15 protein-coding genes are annotated in these 15,925 nt (G+C 74.5%); 10 read left to right on the forward strand and 5 right to left on the reverse strand.

What is annotated here, in order from left to right; translation table 11 throughout:
- Window positions 1–695: 695 nt before the first annotated feature.
- On the reverse strand, window positions 696–1,550 hold the full coding sequence (locus ACFWJB_RS30535; protein WP_386926248.1) for a DUF4184 family protein: 855 nt from the start codon (window positions 1,548–1,550) through the stop codon (window positions 696–698).
- Between the two features lie 248 nt (window positions 1,551–1,798).
- Between ACFWJB_RS30535 and ACFWJB_RS30540 the strand changes: the two genes are divergently transcribed.
- Entirely contained in the window at window positions 1,799–3,625 is a 1,827-nt protein-coding gene (locus tag ACFWJB_RS30540; protein ID WP_386926250.1) for a lytic transglycosylase domain-containing protein, read from the forward strand.
- 88 nt (window positions 3,626–3,713) lie between these two features.
- On the opposite strand, the gene hrpB is transcribed toward ACFWJB_RS30540, so the two are convergent.
- Both hrpB and ACFWJB_RS30550 read right to left on the reverse strand, forming a co-directional pair.
- Window positions 3,714–6,272: an ATP-dependent helicase HrpB gene (gene hrpB / locus ACFWJB_RS30545; protein WP_386926252.1), complete on the reverse strand. Its 2,559-nt coding sequence runs from the start codon at window positions 6,270–6,272 to the stop codon at window positions 3,714–3,716.
- 61 nt (window positions 6,273–6,333) lie between these two features.
- A complete protein-coding gene (locus ACFWJB_RS30550; RefSeq protein WP_386926288.1) occupies window positions 6,334–7,158 on the reverse strand; it encodes a class I SAM-dependent methyltransferase in 825 nt (274 codons plus the stop codon).
- Window positions 7,159–7,532: 374 nt separating this feature from the next.
- Between ACFWJB_RS30550 and rpsA the strand changes: the two genes are divergently transcribed.
- The 4 genes from rpsA (at window position 7,533) to ACFWJB_RS30570 (ending at window position 11,277) form a co-directional block, all read left to right on the forward strand.
- Entirely contained in the window at window positions 7,533–9,032 is a 1,500-nt protein-coding gene (rpsA, locus tag ACFWJB_RS30555) for a 30S ribosomal protein S1 (protein WP_225634200.1), read from the forward strand.
- 175 nt (window positions 9,033–9,207) lie between these two features.
- Entirely contained in the window at window positions 9,208–10,146 is a 939-nt protein-coding gene (locus ACFWJB_RS30560) for a PAC2 family protein (protein ID WP_385463935.1), read from the forward strand.
- A 56-nt stretch (window positions 10,147–10,202) separates the two neighbouring features.
- Entirely contained in the window at window positions 10,203–10,847 is a 645-nt protein-coding gene (gene coaE / locus ACFWJB_RS30565; protein WP_385463932.1) for a dephospho-CoA kinase, read from the forward strand.
- A gap of 49 nt (window positions 10,848–10,896) precedes the next feature.
- A complete protein-coding gene (locus ACFWJB_RS30570; RefSeq protein ID WP_385463929.1) occupies window positions 10,897–11,277 on the forward strand; it encodes a tetratricopeptide repeat protein in 381 nt (126 codons plus the stop codon).
- A 24-nt stretch (window positions 11,278–11,301) separates the two neighbouring features.
- On the opposite strand, the gene ACFWJB_RS30575 is transcribed toward ACFWJB_RS30570, so the two are convergent.
- The gene (locus tag ACFWJB_RS30575; RefSeq protein WP_385463927.1) at window positions 11,302–11,619 is read right to left on the reverse strand and encodes a DUF6343 family protein; all 318 of its coding nucleotides are present in this window, start codon (window positions 11,617–11,619) and stop codon (window positions 11,302–11,304) included.
- Window positions 11,620–11,695: 76 nt separating this feature from the next.
- Between ACFWJB_RS30575 and ACFWJB_RS30580 the strand changes: the two genes are divergently transcribed.
- Both ACFWJB_RS30580 and ACFWJB_RS30585 read left to right on the forward strand, forming a co-directional pair.
- Window positions 11,696–11,872, forward strand: a complete 177-nt coding sequence (locus tag ACFWJB_RS30580; RefSeq protein WP_385463924.1) for a hypothetical protein — start codon at window positions 11,696–11,698, stop codon at window positions 11,870–11,872.
- Between the two features lie 61 nt (window positions 11,873–11,933).
- Window positions 11,934–12,620 carry a class I SAM-dependent methyltransferase gene (locus ACFWJB_RS30585; protein ID WP_385463921.1) on the forward strand — a complete coding sequence of 229 codons (687 nt, stop codon included), beginning with the start codon at window positions 11,934–11,936 and terminating at the stop codon, window positions 12,618–12,620.
- Between the two features lie 13 nt (window positions 12,621–12,633).
- Here ACFWJB_RS30585 and ACFWJB_RS30590 read toward each other — a convergent pair whose 3' ends face one another.
- Window positions 12,634–13,143, reverse strand: a complete 510-nt coding sequence (locus tag ACFWJB_RS30590; RefSeq protein WP_385463918.1) for an RNA-binding S4 domain-containing protein — start codon at window positions 13,141–13,143, stop codon at window positions 12,634–12,636.
- Between the two features lie 180 nt (window positions 13,144–13,323).
- On the opposite strand from ACFWJB_RS30590, the gene ACFWJB_RS30595 reads away from it, so the two are divergent.
- The 3 genes from ACFWJB_RS30595 to ACFWJB_RS30605 are packed head-to-tail and all read left to right on the forward strand — an operon-like array spanning window position 13,324 to window position 15,886.
- Window positions 13,324–14,046, forward strand: a complete 723-nt coding sequence (locus tag ACFWJB_RS30595; RefSeq protein WP_385463915.1) for a uracil-DNA glycosylase — start codon at window positions 13,324–13,326, stop codon at window positions 14,044–14,046.
- A gap of 32 nt (window positions 14,047–14,078) precedes the next feature.
- Window positions 14,079–15,044, forward strand: a complete 966-nt coding sequence (gene pip / locus ACFWJB_RS30600; RefSeq protein ID WP_385463912.1) for a prolyl aminopeptidase — start codon at window positions 14,079–14,081, stop codon at window positions 15,042–15,044.
- A 47-nt stretch (window positions 15,045–15,091) separates the two neighbouring features.
- Window positions 15,092–15,886 carry a nucleotidyltransferase domain-containing protein gene (locus tag ACFWJB_RS30605; protein ID WP_386926257.1) on the forward strand — a complete coding sequence of 265 codons (795 nt, stop codon included), beginning with the start codon at window positions 15,092–15,094 and terminating at the stop codon, window positions 15,884–15,886.
- Window positions 15,887–15,925: the final 39 nt, after the last annotated feature.

The following is a 15,925-nucleotide window of genomic DNA, read 5'->3' on the forward strand; positions in this document are numbered from 1 at the left end:
TGCCCCGGCCCCGCCTGTCGTGGGCCCCCGGGGGGCACCTCCGGGCCCCGGGGGGGTGGGGGGGCGGGGGGGGGGCGGCGGGGCACGGGGCGGCGCTTCCCCCCCCCACGCCGACGCCGCGGGAGCCGGGAGCAGGACGGACACCTGCCCCGGCTCCCGCGCGTCCAGCCCCCCGAGGCCCAGCGCCCGCGGCGACGCCGTGCCGCAGGGCCGCGGACCCGGCGGTTCACCGCGTTCCCCCGCCACGAGCCCGGCCCCGCAGGCATCCCGACGCACCCCTTCCGCCGCCCCCGGAGGACCCGTCACTCAGGTGGCCCCCGCGGGAAAGCCCCCGCCCCCTTCCTCCCCCCAGGATGCGGGCATGGGTATACGCATGCTCCACCACCGGACGACACCGGCACGGGCAAGCACGGACCGACCCGCCCGCGTGCCACTCCGGACGGTCCCGGACTTCGCGCCGGGCGCGAGCACCGGCCGCATCCCGGCCACGGTCATGACGGCCCTGCGTCGTACCGGGGAGGGCCTCCGCCGCCGAGTGACCCGCCGGGGCCGGGCCGCCGCGGCTCCACGCGAGGTCCCCGCCCGGCGCCTCTGGGCCGACCTGGCCCGCGGCTACCTGGCGCTCGCCCTCACCCTGCTGCCCCGGTCGCGCCCCGCGCGCACTCCCACCGTGTTCGTCGCGCCCGCCGACACCCTCAGCGCGCCACCCGGCGGGCCGGCTCCGCACCGACGCCTCCCGGGGCGGCGGGGACCGGGACCGGACGCCACACCCTGATCCCCACGGCACACAGCAGCAGACCCGGGACCAGCCCCGCGCCCGCCCCGAAGCACACCGTCGGGACGACCTCCCAGGGCTTCGCCCCGGACGCCCCGTGCTCCCACCACCGGGCCGTCCGCTGCACCACCCCGGCCAGCGCACAGCCGCCGAGCACCGCCCCGGCCCACCACCGGTCCCGTGCCGACAGCGCGGGGACGCCCAGCGGCTCGGCCGGGGGCCGCCGGCGCAGCGCCCGCGCCACGAACACGACGATCACCACCGCCGCCACCGCGGAACCGCCGTACTGCAGGTACCAGTACAGCGGCGAGCCCGCGATCTCCCGCCCCAGCACGGGCAGCACCCGCATCCCCCACCGGTCGAGATGCGTGAACGCGTCCCACACCACGTGCGTCAGCGCACCCAGCGCCGCCGACACGTACCACCGCACCACCAGGGACGGCCGCACCCGCGCCCGTGGCGCCCCGCAGCGCAGCAGGGCGGCGGCGCGCCCCTGCCGGGCCCGCGGCAGCAGCGCCACCACCGGCTCGCGCATCAGCAGCCACAGCCCCACCAGCGCCCAGGCGATGAGCACGTCGACCGAGAAGACCCCGGCGAAGGAGTGCGTCACGTCCCCGAACTCCATCGCTCCGGACACGAGACTCGCCGCGTAGTAGGTCATGTCGGGCGAGAACGACCCCGCGACCAGCACGGCCGGCACCAGGCGGCCCCGCCCGGAACCGTCGCCGCGCACGGCGGGCAGCACGGCCGCCGCATGACTGAGGGTGAAAGGCAACCCGGCTCCTCATATGGCCAACTGGTGAATATCGGGCACGAACGGGTGCCCACGCAAAGCAAGTTGTCGTAGGGTCGCCTGCGGCGCCGTACTGGTCGAACAGACGACCGTCGCGCTCGGAAAGTTGCGGCGCAACCTCCGGCTCGGGCCGCTCGTCCCCACGGGGACGGGTACGGCGCGAGCACCACAGCCGAAGACGGACGGACGACGGAGACGGACGCGCGGGCGTCCACGGGAGGGGTCACTCTATGGCGGCGCAGTTCGACAGGAGACTCCGCAAGGCGGCGGTCACCACCACCGTCGCGGCGGTCGCGGTCGCGGCCCTCTCCGCGTCCCAGGCTCCCGACGTGACCGCGGACGGCAACGGCAGACGGACCACCGCCGACAGCACGCCGTCACCCTCCGCGGCCTCCGGCGACAGCGCCACCGGCAACTCGCCCTACTACACGGACCTGCCGCCGCTCAACACCCCGAGCCCCGCGCCCACCGTCGGCACCCCCGTGTCCCGGGGCCCCGCCGAAGCGGGTATCCCCGCGACCGTCCTCGACGCGTACAAGAAGGCCGAGTCGGAGCTGCGCCAGGCCAAGCCCGGCTGCAACCTGCCGTGGCAACTCCTCGCCGCCATCGGCAAGGTGGAGTCCGGTCAGGCCCGCGGCGGCCGGGTCGACGCGAACGGCACCACCACCGGCCGCATCATCGGCCCGCAGCTCGACGGCAACGGCTTCGCGCTCATCAAGGACACCGACAACGGCGTCTACGACGGCAACAGCAGCTACGACAACGCCGTCGGCCCCATGCAGTTCATCCCGTCCACCTGGGCGTGGGCGGGCCGCGACGGCAACGGTGACGGCCTGAAGGACCCCAACAACGTCTACGACGCCGCCCTCGCCGCCGGTCACTACCTGTGCCGCAACGGCTGGGACCTGGCCGTCCAGGCCGACCTCAACCGCGCGATCCTCAGCTACAACAACTCGCAGGACTACCTGAACACGGTCCTGTCCTGGCTGGAGTACTACCGCAAGGGCACCCACGAGGTCCCGGACGGCTCCGGCGCGCTGCCGGTCGGCCGCAGCGACGACGGCGCCGTGACCGGGCCGAGCCCGTCGCCCGGAATCACCGGCACCCCCGGCCTGCCCACCGTGCCCGTGACCCCGGGCACGTCGACGCCGTCCCCGGGCGGCGCCGGCGGCTCCACCGGTCCGACCGCCCCCGCCGAGCCCTCGCCGCCCGGCACCGGTTCACCGGACCCCACCCCCTCGACCCCGCCGACGACGACCCCCACCCCCACCGACACGGTGCACCACCTGGAGAACGCCGGCACCTCCGGCCTCACCGCCACCGCGGGCGACACGTTCGCCGGGAGGATCAGCACCCGGGCCGAGACCAGGAGCGGCGAGGCCGTCGCCAAGGTCCGCATCCGCTTCACGATCGTCGGGGACACGGACGCCACCTTCGCCGGCGGCGAGAACGTCGCCACCGTCGTCACCGGCAGCGCCGGCGTGGCCGCGGCACCCGCACTCCGGGCGGGCGAGAAGACCGGCGCGTTCACCGTCCGCGCCACCGTCGTCGGCCGTACCGTCGCCGGCCTCGACTACCGGGCCACCGTCACCGAGCGCGTCGCCGACGCCCTCGCCCGCACCGGCGACGCGGCGCTCACCTGCACCGCGGGCGGCGAGTTCGCGGACCGCGTCGCGGTGAAGGCGACGTACAAGGGCGCCGTCGCGGACAAGGTCGCCGTCACCGCCACGCTCGTCACGTCGGCGACCGACCCGGCCGTGAACGACAAGGGCCCCTACTTCAAGGACGCGGACGGCAAGGCCGTCCGCGCCCTGAGCGGCCTGACGACCGACGCCCAGGGCCTGCTGACGCTGCCGAAGCTGTACGCGGACGACACCGAGGGCACGTTCGTACTGCGCCTCACCACCGCGGGCGGCGCCACCCTCGACGTCCCGCTGAAGGTGGCGAAGGCCGAGGCCGAGCCGTCGCCGGACCCGTCCACCGGGGCGTCCCCCGACGCCTCGCCGAGCCCCTCCGCGGACCCGTCGGCGGACCCTTCGGCCGAACCCACCGCGTAGGCATCCGCCGGACCGGCATCGAGGGCGCCCCCACCACCGCGGCGCAGGGGGCGCCCTCGGGCCGTCCGCCGCGCGACGGCGGGAGCCGTCAGGTCCCGGACGCGGACTCGCGCCCGAGCCGCGCCTTCGTGTGCCGTGTCGGCTGCGCCGTGGCCGGGTCCTCGGGCCACGGATGCTTCGGGTACCGGCCGCGCAGCTCCGCCCGTACGCCCTTGTAGCCGTCCTTCCAGAAGGAGGCCAGGTCGGCCGTGACCGCCGCCGGCCGGCCGGCCGGGGACAGGAGGTGGACGAGGAGCGGCACCCCGGCGATCTCCGGCGACCGCTCCAGACCGAACATCTCCTGCAGCTTCACCGCGAGAACGGGCTGCCCGGGATCGCCGTAGTCGACCCGGATCCCGGACCCGCTGGGCACGGTGATCCGCTCCGGCGCGAGCTCGTCCAGCCGCGCCGCCTCGCCCGACGCCCAGGGCAGCAGCCGCGTCAGCGCCTGCCCGGCGTCGACACGGGCCAGGTCGGCCCGCCGCCGGGCCCGTCCGAGCTCCGGCTCCAGCCACTCGTCCACGCGTGCGTGCAGCGCGTCGTCCGAGACGTCCGGCCACGGCTCGCCCAGGCGCTGCCGCAGGAACGCGAGCCGCTGCCGCAGCACCCGCGCGTCGGCGGACCAGCGCAGCAGCCCGAACCCCTCCCGCCGCAGCCCCTCCAGCAGCGCGTCCCGGACGAGGCCGGGGGCGGCGTCGGCCGGCGGGCCCACCGACAGCTCAACGGCCCCGAGCCGTTCGACCCGCCGCGCCACCACGTCACCGCCGGCCCAGTGGACCTCGTCCCGCTCCGTCAGCAGGGCGCCCGCCGCCAGCCGCGCCGTCGCCTCGTCCACGACCGCGCCGAGCCGCACCCGCGCGTGCCCCCTGCCCACCGGCCGGTCGGCCGCGGCGACGGCGATCCACGGCGCCCCGCGCAGCCCGGACCCCTCCGGCAGCTCCGCCCGCGTCCCGGACGCCATCAGATAGGAACCGCCGTCCTTCCTGGCCACCCGCTCGGGATACGCCAGCGCGGCCACGAGCCCGACGATCCCGTCCTCCCCGGCCCCCTCCGCCGCGCCCGAGGACACCTCACCAGCGGCGCCCCCCGCCGCACCGGCGGGTACCTCGTCGGGCTGTGCCGCGGCGGCCCGCAGGCGCCGCACCTCCGTCCGCCACCGGGCCCCGTAGGCGTCGCCCCCGCGCCGGGCAGCCCGCAGCACGGACGCCAGGTCGTCCCCGTACTCCCGCGGCGGCTCCTCGCCGAGCAGCGCGACCACCTCCGCCACCGTGCCCGAGGCGCCCGCGTCGAGCAGCGCCCGCCCCAGGCGGGGATGCACCCCCAGCCGCGACAGCCGTACGCCGCGCTCCGTGGCCCGGCCGGCCGCGTCCACCGCGCCCACGGCCGTCAGCACCGACCGCGCCGCCGCCATCGCGCCGCCCGGCGGCCGGTCCAGCAGCGCCAGCCCGGACGCCTCCGGATCGCCCCAGCACGCCGCCTGGAGGGCGAACGCCGTCAGGTCGGCCACCCTGATCTCCGGATTCGGGAAGCCGGGCAGCCGGGCGTCCTCCGCCTCCGCCCAGCAGCGGTACACCGTGCCCGGCGCCTCACGCCCCGCCCGCCCGGCCCGCTGCCGTGCCGCCGCCCGCGAGGCCCGCACCGTCGTCAGCGCGCTCAGCCCGCGCCCGTGGTCGACCCGCGGCTCCCGGGCCAGCCCCGCGTCCACCACCACCCGCACCCCGGGCACCGTCAGCGACGACTCCGCCACCGAGGTCGCCAGCACCACCCGGCGCCGCGCCCCGGGGGACAGCACCGCGTCCTGCACGGCAGCCGGCGCCCGCCCGTGCACCTGGAGCACCTCCACGTCCCCGAGCCCGGACAACTGCCCCGCGACCCGGGCGATCTCGCCGACGCCCGGCAGGAAGCAGAGCACGTCCCCGTCCCGTTCGGCCAGCGCGCGCCGCACCACCGACGCCACGTGGGCGAGCAGGGCCGGGTCGACCCGCATCCCGTGCGGCGGCCGGACCGGCCGGGCGGGCGGCGCCCACACCGTCTCCACCGGGTACGACACGCCCCGCGCCTCGACGACCGGCGCCCCGCCCAGGAGCCGGGCCCAGCCCTCCGCGTCGGTCGTCGCCGACGCGGCCACCAGCCGCAGCTCAGGCCGCAGCGCCTGCCGCACGTCCCACAGGAACGCCGCCGTCGTGTCCGCGTCCAGGTGCCGTTCGTGGCACTCGTCGAGCACGACCGTGTCGACACCGGTCAGCTCCTGGTCCCGCTGGAGCCGCTGCAGGAGCACGCCGGTCGTGACGACCTCCACGCGCGTGTGCCGCCCGGCCAGCCGCTCGCCGCGCACGGTGTACCCCACGCTGCCGCCGGGCTTCTCGCCCAGCAGCCACGCCATCCGCCGGGCCGCGGCCCGCGCCGCGATCCGTCGGGGCTCGGCCACGACCACGCGCCGCGCGGGCCCCTCGCCGAGCAGGCCCGCCAGCGCGAGCGGCACCAGCGTCGTCTTGCCGGTGCCGGGCGGCGCGACCAGCACCGCGGTGCCGTGGCCCTCCAGGGCGTCGTGCAGAGCGGGCAGGGCACCGCGCACGGGCAGCGCGTCCAGGGCGTCGTAACGGATCACGCCCCCAGTGTCGTACGCCGGCGGAACCGCCCTCCACGCGCGCGTGGAGGGCGGAGGCCGGTCAGTCGCGCTCGCACACGAAGATCGCCGTCCCGGGGATCAGATGGCCGCGCAGTGGGGACCAGCCGCCCCACTCGGAGGTGTTCCAGTCCGGCCACTCCGGCTCCACCAGGTCCACCAGCCGGAACCCCGACGTCACGACGTCCCGGACGCGGTCTCCCACCGTCCTGTGGTGCTCGACGTACACCGCCCGGCCCTCGTCGTCCTGCTCGACGTACGGCGTGCGGTCGAAGTAGGAGGCGGACACCGACAGCCCCTCGGGGCCCGGCTCGTCCGGGAACGCCCAGCGCAGCGGGTGCGTGACGGAGAAGACGAAGCGCCCTCCGGGCCGCAGCACCCGGCGCACCTCCCGCAGCACCAGTCGGGGGTCGGCGACGAAGGGCAGCGCCCCGTAGGCCGAGCACGCCAGGTCGAAGGAGCCGTCCGCGAAGGGCAGCACGGCCGCGTCCGCCTGCACCAGCGGGAAGCCGGCGCCGATGCGCAGCGCGTGCTGGAGCTGGCGGTGGGAGAGGTCCAGGGCCACCGGACGCGCGCCCTGGCCGGCCAGCCAGCGCGCGCACTGGGCGGCGCCGGCGCCGATCTCCAGGACGTCCTTGCCCTTCAGCTCCTCCGTCGGGCCGAGCAGCTCGGCCTCGACCTCGTCCAGGCCCTCGGGGCACCACACGAAGCGGTCGTCGCCGAGGAAGGTGCCGTGCTCGACCTGGTACTCGTCCGCGTTCCGGTCCCACCAGCCGCGGTTGGCGCGGGCACTCTCCGTGACACCGGCGGCGCGCCGGGTGGCCTCGGGTTCCGTCTCTCCGGCTTCGGACGTTACGGGCTCTTGGATGACCGGCTCCCTCGTACTAGTCTGCGGCTCTTCCGGCCAGGCCGTCCGGGGCCCCGGGCACGGGACTCGACGGGTTCCGCGCGGCCTCCGGAGACGGCTTCTGTGCCGGGTATGCGGCGATCCGCCCCGGGTGGGCGGCTTCGCGCATTGACCATGCCCGGCCGCCCCCGTATGCTACAAGTTGCGCTGCGGGCCTGCGCACCTCAGACGTAGCAGGTCGCGCTCGCATCTGTTGTATGTCCCCTCGGTTCTCGAGGCGTCGCCACTGTTTTTCGGTGACGCTTACTTGGCTGTCCGGCTTCTGCAGAGCGAAACGGGCTCCCGGCGTAAGCAGTACCTACGACTTCAATGTCCGTACCGGAGCCCTTTCCCACATGACGAGCAGCACCGAGACCACCGCCACCACCCCGCAGGTTGCGGTCAACGACATCGGTAACGAGGAAGCCTTCCTCGCCGCGATCGACGAGACGATCAAGTACTTCAACGACGGCGACATCGTCGACGGCGTCATCGTGAAGGTCGACCGGGACGAGGTCCTGCTCGACATCGGTTACAAGACCGAAGGTGTCATCCCGAGCCGCGAGCTCTCGATCAAGCACGACGTCGACCCCAACGAGGTCGTCGCCGTCGGTGACGAGATCGAGGCCCTTGTTCTCCAGAAGGAGGACAAGGAAGGCCGCCTGATCCTCTCGAAGAAGCGCGCCCAGTACGAGCGTGCCTGGGGCACCATCGAGAAGATCAAGGAAGAGGACGGCATCGTTACCGGTACCGTCATCGAGGTCGTCAAGGGTGGTCTCATCCTCGACATCGGCCTCCGTGGCTTCCTCCCGGCCTCCCTGGTCGAGATGCGCCGCGTCCGCGACCTCCAGCCCTACGTGGGCAAGGAGCTCGAGGCGAAGATCATCGAGCTGGACAAGAACCGCAACAACGTGGTCCTGTCCCGCCGTGCCTGGCTGGAGCAGACCCAGTCCGAGGTGCGCCAGACGTTCCTCACCACCCTCCAGAAGGGTCAGGTCCGTTCCGGCGTCGTCTCCTCGATCGTCAACTTCGGTGCCTTCGTGGACCTGGGTGGCGTCGACGGTCTGGTCCACGTCTCCGAGCTCTCCTGGAAGCACATCGACCACCCGTCCGAGGTTGTCGAGGTCGGCCAGGAAGTCACCGTCGAGGTCCTCGACGTCGACATGGACCGCGAGCGTGTCTCCCTGTCGCTGAAGGCGACCCAGGAAGACCCGTGGCAGCAGTTCGCCCGCACCCACCAGATCGGCCAGGTCGTGCCCGGCAAGGTCACGAAGCTGGTTCCGTTCGGTGCGTTCGTCCGCGTGGACGAGGGCATCGAGGGTCTGGTCCACATCTCCGAGCTGGCCGAGCGCCACGTGGAGATCCCGGAGCAGGTCGTCCAGGTCAACGACGAGATCTTCGTCAAGGTCATCGACATCGACCTCGAGCGTCGCCGCATCAGCCTCTCGCTGAAGCAGGCCAACGAGGCCTTCGGTGCCGACCCGTCGGCGGTCGAGTTCGACCCGACCCTGTACGGCATGGCCGCGTCCTACGACGACCAGGGCAACTACATCTACCCCGAGGGCTTCGACCCCGAGACCAACGACTGGCTCGAGGGCTACGAGACCCAGCGCGAGGCCTGGGAGACCCAGTACGCCGAGGCGCAGCAGCGCTTCGAGCAGCACCAGGCGCAGGTCATCAAGTCCCGCGAGGCGGACGAGAAGGCCGCTGCCGAGGGTGGCGACACCGCGGGTGCGGCTCCGGCCGCGTCCGGTGGCGGTTCGTACTCCTCCGAGGGTGGCGACAACTCCGGCGCCCTGGCGTCGGACGAGGCGCTGGCCGCGCTGCGCGAGAAGCTGGCCGGCGGCCAGAGCTGAACACCGTGAACGCCGGCCGCTGAGGCCCGGTCGTTGACACCGAGGGGCCGTACCTTTCGAGGTGCGGCCCCTTCGCGTTGCCCCGCCGCTGTGAAGATCACCGCGCGCCGATCCGGGAATGCCCGCCCCCGCACCGGCGTTATGACGCACGGACACCAGGAGGGGAGCGGTCACTGTGCTTGATCCGCAGGATTTGTACGCGTGGGAGCCGAAGGGCCTGGCCGTGGTCGACATGGCACTCGCCCAGGAGTCGGCCGGGCTGGTCATGCTCTACCACTTCGACGGATACATCGACGCCGGTGAGACCGGTGACCAGATCGTCGACCAGGTGCTCGACTCGCTGCCCCACCAGGTCGTCGCCCGCTTCGACCACGACCGGCTCGTGGACTACCGGGCCCGTCGCCCGCTGCTGACCTTCAAGCGCGACACCTGGACCGACTACGAGGAACCCACCCTCGAGGTACGTCTCGTCCAGGACGCCACCGGAGCGCCCTTCCTGCTGCTGTCCGGCCCCGAACCGGACGTCGAGTGGGAGCGGTTCGCCGCCGCCGTGCGGCAGATCGTCGAGCGGCTCGGTGTCCGCCTCTCGGTCAACTTCCACGGCATCCCCATGGGCGTCCCGCACACCCGTCCCGTCGGGATCACCCCGCACGGCAACCGCACCGACCTCGTTCCGGGCCACCGCAGCCCCTTCGAGGAGGCGCAGGTCCCCGGCAGCGCCGAGGCGCTCGTCGAGTACCGGCTCATGCAGGCCGGTCACGACGCCCTGGGCGTCGCCGCGCACGTGCCGCACTACATCGCCCGGTCCGCCTATCCGGACGCCGCGCTGACCGTCCTGGAGGCCATCACGGCGGCGACGGGACTGGTCCTGCCCGGCGTCGCGCACGCCCTGCGCACGGAGGCCCACCGGACCCAGACCGAGATCGACCGGCAGATCCAGGAGGGCGACGAGGAGCTGACCGCGCTCGTCCAGGGCCTGGAGCACCAGTACGACGCCGCCGCGGGCGCTCAGACCCGGGGCAACATGCTCGCCGAGCCGGTCGAGATCCCGTCGGCCGACGAGATCGGCCTCGAGTTCGAACGCTTCCTGGCGGAGCGGGAGGGCGACGGCTGACGTCCGGCGGCGCCCCGTACGAGGTGCCGTCACCGGCAGGCCCTAAGCTTCCGCTCATGCTGAGTGTGGGCCTGACCGGCGGGATCGGCGCCGGCAAGAGCGAGGTGTCCCGGCTGCTCGTCGAGTGCGGGGCGGTACTGGTCGACGCGGACCGCATCGCCCGCGAGGTCGTCGCGCCGGGGACCCCGGGGCTCGCGGCGGTCGTGGAGGCGTTCGGCGCGGAGGTGCTCGCCGGTGACGGCAGCCTCGACCGGCCCCGGCTGGGCTCGATCGTGTTCGCCGACCCGGAGAAGCTGGCCGCGCTCAACGCGATCGTGCATCCCCTGGTCGGTGCCCGCTCCCGGGAACTCGAGAGGTCCGCGGCCGAGGACGCCGTCGTCGTCCACGACGTCCCGCTGCTCACCGAGAACGGCCTGGCGCCGCTGTACGACGTCGTGGTCGTCGTCGACGCCGACCCGGCCACCCAGCTGGACCGGCTGGTGCGGCTGCGCGGCATGACCGAGCAGGACGCACGTGCCCGCATGGCCGCCCAGGCGACCCGGGAACAGCGTCGGGAGATCGCCGACGTCGTCATCGACAACGACGTGCCGCTGGAGCGGTTGCGGCACCGCGTGGCGGAGGTGTGGGCGGAGCTGACCCGCAGGGCCCACGCGGCGCAGCCCCCGGCGAGTGCGCCGCCGACGCGGCCGGCGCAGGAATAGCGGCCCCCGCGGGAGCGTTGAGCCCTTCCAGCGAGGGAAGGACTGTGCCGTGCCCGAGACCAGCGGTTCGACCGGACGGACTCCGGAGACGGACGTCATCGACTTCCGCGCCGCCGAGCAACTGCTCGCCGCGCGGGACCCGCGGGGCGCGGTGAAGCTCCTCGACGGAGTCATCGCCACGCACCCGGAGAACACCGCGGCACGGCTGCTGCGCGCCCGGGCCTTCTTCGCGGCGGCGCAGCTCCGACCCGCCGAGCTGGAGTTCACCATCGTCCTGGAACGCGAGCCGGACAACGCCTTCGCGCACTTCGCGCTGGCCCGCACCTTCGAGCGCCGGGGCTGCCCGGACCAGGCCAGACGCCACTTCCGGCTGGCCGCGGCCCTCGACCCGAACCCGGAGTACCTGCAACAGGCGCGGTTCGACTCCTGATCCCGACGGGGCGGCCGGTGCGGGTCACGGGCTTCCGGGTGACCCGGGCTTACCGGGGGGCGGCCCCGGGGGACCGTCCCGTGTGCGGTGCTCCGGTGGCCGGTACGGCGGGACGTCCGGGCCGGGCTGGTAGTGCGGGCCCTGGCGGATGTGCCGCAGGATCACGGCCAGGTCGACCGTGATGATCAGCCACAGGACCCCGAACGCCACGGCCCAGCCGGGCCGCCCGGTGAGCGCGAAGACGGCCGTCCCGAAGATCGACCAGACCACTCCCCACAGGCTCAGCCAGAACCGCGCCCGCAGGGCACTGCGCGCGGTTGTCGGCTCACTTCCCGTACGCATGGGGATGACCACTCCTGTCGAAAAACGTACTCCCGGAACGCCGAGGAGGAAACCGGGCCGTGCCCCGGACCGAGCCGTGCTGCACGACGCCGACGACCTGCCCGACGTGCTGCTCGATCCCGCCGTGCCGTACGAGGACGTCAACCCCCTGATCGCACTGCACGGGTCGGTGACGCGGGACCCCGGGGCGACGCGGCTGCTGCTGGCTGCCGCTCTGAACCGGCGACGGCCGGGCGTTCACTCGGTCGGGTGAACCGGCCGCGGAGTGGAACGGCTGTGCGGGCGCGGCCCGTTGGACGGGCATGGAGCTGAAAATGCGAGAGGGACACCAGGGGACGGGGCCAGGGGCGATCACCCCGGACGGCTGCGCGGTCGAGCTCTACTCACGGCTGCCCGTCGGGACCGAGCCGGACATCGTGGCCGCCGCCGTGCCCGCGGGCGCGCGCATCCTGGAGCTGGGCTGCGGAGTGGGCCGCATGACCCGGCCGTTGCTGGAGCGCGGCTTCGACGTGACGGCGGTCGACGAGTCCGCCGAGATGCTGGAGCAGGTGTGCGGGGCACGCACCGTGTGCAGCCCGATCGAACACCTCGACCTCGGCGAGACGTTCGACGTCGTGATGCTCGCGTCGTTCCTCGTCCACGCCGGGGACGTCGAGGTGAGAAGAGGCCTGCTGGACGCCTGCGTCCGGCACGTCTCGGAGAGCGGCTGCGTGCTGATCCAGCGGGAGGGCGCGGACTACCACACGAACGTGCCGCGCGAGCGGGTGGACCCGAGCGGCTTCACCGTGCGGATCGTGTCGGCGGAGCCGGTCGGGGAGGGTGTCAACTCGGTCCACGTGGAGTACGAGTTCCCGGACGCGGTCTGGACACAGACCTTCCGCGCCCGGCCGCTGACCGAGGAGCAGTTCGAGGAGGCGCTGGCAGCGGCGGGGCTGAGGGTGGACCGTTGTCTCACCGAGGACGGGACATGGGTGCGGGCGGTTCCCGCGTCCCGGGGGTGAGGGGACGAGCCGGCTACCTCGCCGGGCCTTCCGGGCGGCCCGGGCCCTCCAGACCGCGCAGGCGTTCCAGCTCGCGCCGGTCCCGCTTGGTCGGGCGTCCGGCGCCCCGGTCGCGGATGCCGGCCGGGGCGACGGCCTCGCGGGGCGGGGGCGGCGGGGAGTTGTCGAGGTAGCACTGGGCGGCGATCGGGGCTCCGACCCGCTTGCGGATCAGCCGCTTCACGACGACGACCCGTTCCCTGCCCTCGTGCCGCAGGCGCACTTCGTCGCCGACGCGCAGGGAGTGCGCGGGCTTCACGCGCTCACCGTTCACCCGGACGTGACCGCCCCGGCAGGCGGTCGCGCCGAGGGAACGGGTCTTGATCAGGCGGACGGCCCAGATCCAGCTGTCGACCCGGACACTCTCGCCGGGCTGCGGCCCGGCGGCCTCGGCGGCGGCGACCGCGGCGGCGGTCTTCGGGTCGGGGGCCTGCTCGGCGGCCTTCGCCTCGCCGCCGGTGCCTTCGTCATGCTCGGAAGCCATGCCCCGACCTTAGCCGCCCGGCCCCGTGCGGGGGACCGGATATCGGCGGGGCCGGGAGGCGGGGCCCGGGGCGCCGGGACCATCGGGTGCCGTGCCGTGCCGTGCCGGCGCGGCAGGCGGCGGGACGCCCCCCCGGGGGGCGTGGCCGAGCGGTGGCCCGGTGGTTCTACGGTGGGGGGCATGGACACCAGCGGCCTCGCCGGACTCGATCAGCGGATCGCGGGGTGCCGGGCCTGCCCGAGGCTGGTCGCCTGGCGGGAGGAGGTGGCCCGCACCAAGCGGGCGGCCTTCGCCGACTGGACGTACTGGGGACGCCCGGTGCCCGGCTTCGGCCCGCCGGACGCGCGCCTGCTGATCGTCGGGCTCGCCCCCGCGGCCCACGGCGGCAACCGGACCGGCCGGATGTTCACCGGCGACCGCTCCGGTGACGTGCTGTACCGCGCGCTGTACGACGTGGGGCTCGCGTCCCGGCCCACCGCCGTCACCGCCGACGACGGCCTGGAGCTCCACGGCGTCCGCGTCACCTCCCCGGTGCACTGCGCCCCGCCCGCCAACAAACCCACCCCCGCGGAGCGCGACACCTGCCGCCCGTGGCTCGTCCAGGAACTGGGCCTGCTGCGGCCGACGTTGCGCGCCGTGGTGGTCCTCGGTGCCTTCGGCTGGCAGGCCGCGCTGCCGGCGTTCGCCGGGGCCGGCTGGACCCTGCCCCGGCCCCGCCCCGCCTTCGCCCACGGCGCCCACGTCACGCTGCACGGCCCGGACACCCCCGACCTGCACCTCTTCGGCTGCTACCACGTCAGCCAGCGCAACACCTTCACCGGCCGGCTCACCCCCGGGATGCTGCGGGAGGTGCTCCGCACCGCGGCCGGGTCGGCGGGACTGCCCACGGCGGAAAGGGGATGAACGGCCGCGCCCGCCGGCGCTACGGTGCCCCGATGGGCCTGTATCCGAAGATCGAACCGTACGACCACGGCATGCTCGACGTGGGCGACGGCAACCACGTCCACTGGGAGACCGCGGGCAACCCGCACGGCAAGCCCGCGCTGGTGCTGCACGGCGGGCCCGGGTCCCGCACGAGCCCGAACCTCAGGCGCTACTTCGATCCCGCCGCGTACCGCATCGTGCTGCTCGACCAGCGCGGCGCCGGACGCTCCGTGCCCCCGGCGAGCGACCCCACCACCGACATGAGCGTGAACACCACCGGCCACCTCATGGCGGACCTGGAGCGGCTGCGCGCCCACCTGGGGATCGAGCGGTGGCTGGTGTGGGGCGTGTCGTGGGGGTCGGTCCTGGGGCTGCGGTACGCGCAGACCCACCCGGGTGTGGTGACCGAGCTGGTCCTGACCGGGGTCGCGACCGGCTCCAACGCCGAGGTGGACCTGCTCACCCGGGGGCTGGGCACCATCTTCCCGGAGGCCCACGAGCGGTTCCTCGCCGCCCTGCCGGCCGGCGAGCGCGACGGCAACCTGGCCGCCGCCTGCAACCGGCTGCTGGAGTCCCCCGATCCGGACGTCCGGGAGCGGGCCGCGCGGGCCTGGACGGACTGGGAGACGGCCATCGTCCCCGCACCGCCCGGCTCGATCGCGCGCTTCCAGGACCCGGTGTTCCGGATGGGCTTCGCCCGCACCGTCACGCACTACTGGGGCAACGACCACTTCCTCGGCGACGGCAACGACGAAGGCGTGGTCCTGCGGGACGCGCACCTGCTGAAGGGCATCCCCGGCACCCTGGTGCAGGGCAGCCTCGACTTCGGCAACCTGCTCGGCATCGTCTGGCGGCTCCACCACGCCTGGCCGGACAGCGAACTGGTGGTCGTGGACGAGGCGGGACACGACGCCGGAGCGGTCGGGGACGACGCGCTCGTGGCGGCGACGGACAAGTACGCCCGCGCCGCGGCCTGACCGGCCGCCATTCCACCCCCTGTCCCCTCCACCAGGAGCTCGCAGCCGTGCCCTCCCTCACGGACCAGGCATTCCTCGACACGACCGCCGACCGGCTCGCCGCCCTGCCCACCGTCCGGGCCGTCGCCCTCGGCGGCTCCCGGGCCCGGGGCACCCACCGGCCCGACAGCGACTGGGACCTGGCGGTCTACTACCGGGGCGCGTTCGACCCGGACGACCTCCGTGCCCTCGGCTGGCCGGGGGAGGTGTCCGGCATCGGCGCGTGGGGCGGCGGCGTCTTCAACGGCGGCGCCTGGCTGACGATCGACGAACGCCGGGTCGACGTGCACTACCGCGACCTCGACGCGGTCGAGCACGAGGTGGCGGAGGCGGAGGCGGGCCGCTTCGGCGTGGAGCCGCTGATGTTCCACCTGGCGGGCATCCCGACGTACCTGGTGGTCGCGGAGCTGGCCGTCAACGAGGTGCTGCGCGGTGAACTGCCCCGCCCCGCCTACCCGGCGGCCCTCCGCGCCACCGCCCCGGAGCACTGGTACGGGACGGCCACGGCCACCCTCGCCTACGCCGGGGCGGGCCACGCCCCGAAGGGAGCGGTGACCCAGGTGGCCGGAGCGATCGCCCTGGCCGCGACTCAGACGGCGCACGCGGTGCTGGCGGCTCGGGGGGAGTGGGTCACGAACGAGAAGGGGATGGTCGCGCGGGCGGGACTGGGCGGCCTCGACGTCCTGCTGACGCGGCTGACGGAGGACCCGCGGTCCCTGACCGGGGCGGTCACGCGGGCCGGGGAACTGCTGGGCGAAGCCATGGAGGCGGCCCGGCACGGTGTGCCGACGACGTCTGCGTGACGGCAGATTCCGCCCGGCCTCCGACCTGTGGCGCGCGTC

Origin of the sequence: Streptomyces sp. NPDC127100, from assembly GCF_042724095.1 — a bacterium.
In the GTDB taxonomy this organism is placed as follows: domain Bacteria; phylum Actinomycetota; class Actinomycetes; order Streptomycetales; family Streptomycetaceae; genus Streptomyces.

Excerpts from the sequence above, each read along its gene's own strand:
- ACFWJB_RS30540 (WP_386926250.1), top strand. The coding sequence starts at position 1,799 with ATGGCGGCGCAGTTCGACAGGAGACTCCGCAAGGCGGCGGTCACCACC.
- rpsA (WP_225634200.1), top strand. The coding sequence starts at position 7,533 with ATGACGAGCAGCACCGAGACCACCGCCACCACCCCGCAGGTTGCGGTC.
- coaE (WP_385463932.1), top strand. The coding sequence starts at position 10,203 with ATGCTGAGTGTGGGCCTGACCGGCGGGATCGGCGCCGGCAAGAGCGAG.
- ACFWJB_RS30575 (WP_385463927.1), bottom strand. The coding sequence starts at position 11,619 with ATGCGTACGGGAAGTGAGCCGACAACCGCGCGCAGTGCCCTGCGGGCG.
- ACFWJB_RS30585 (WP_385463921.1), top strand. The coding sequence starts at position 11,934 with ATGCGAGAGGGACACCAGGGGACGGGGCCAGGGGCGATCACCCCGGAC.
- ACFWJB_RS30590 (WP_385463918.1), bottom strand. The coding sequence starts at position 13,143 with ATGGCTTCCGAGCATGACGAAGGCACCGGCGGCGAGGCGAAGGCCGCC.
- ACFWJB_RS30595 (WP_385463915.1), top strand. The coding sequence starts at position 13,324 with ATGGACACCAGCGGCCTCGCCGGACTCGATCAGCGGATCGCGGGGTGC.
- pip (WP_385463912.1), top strand. The coding sequence starts at position 14,079 with ATGGGCCTGTATCCGAAGATCGAACCGTACGACCACGGCATGCTCGAC.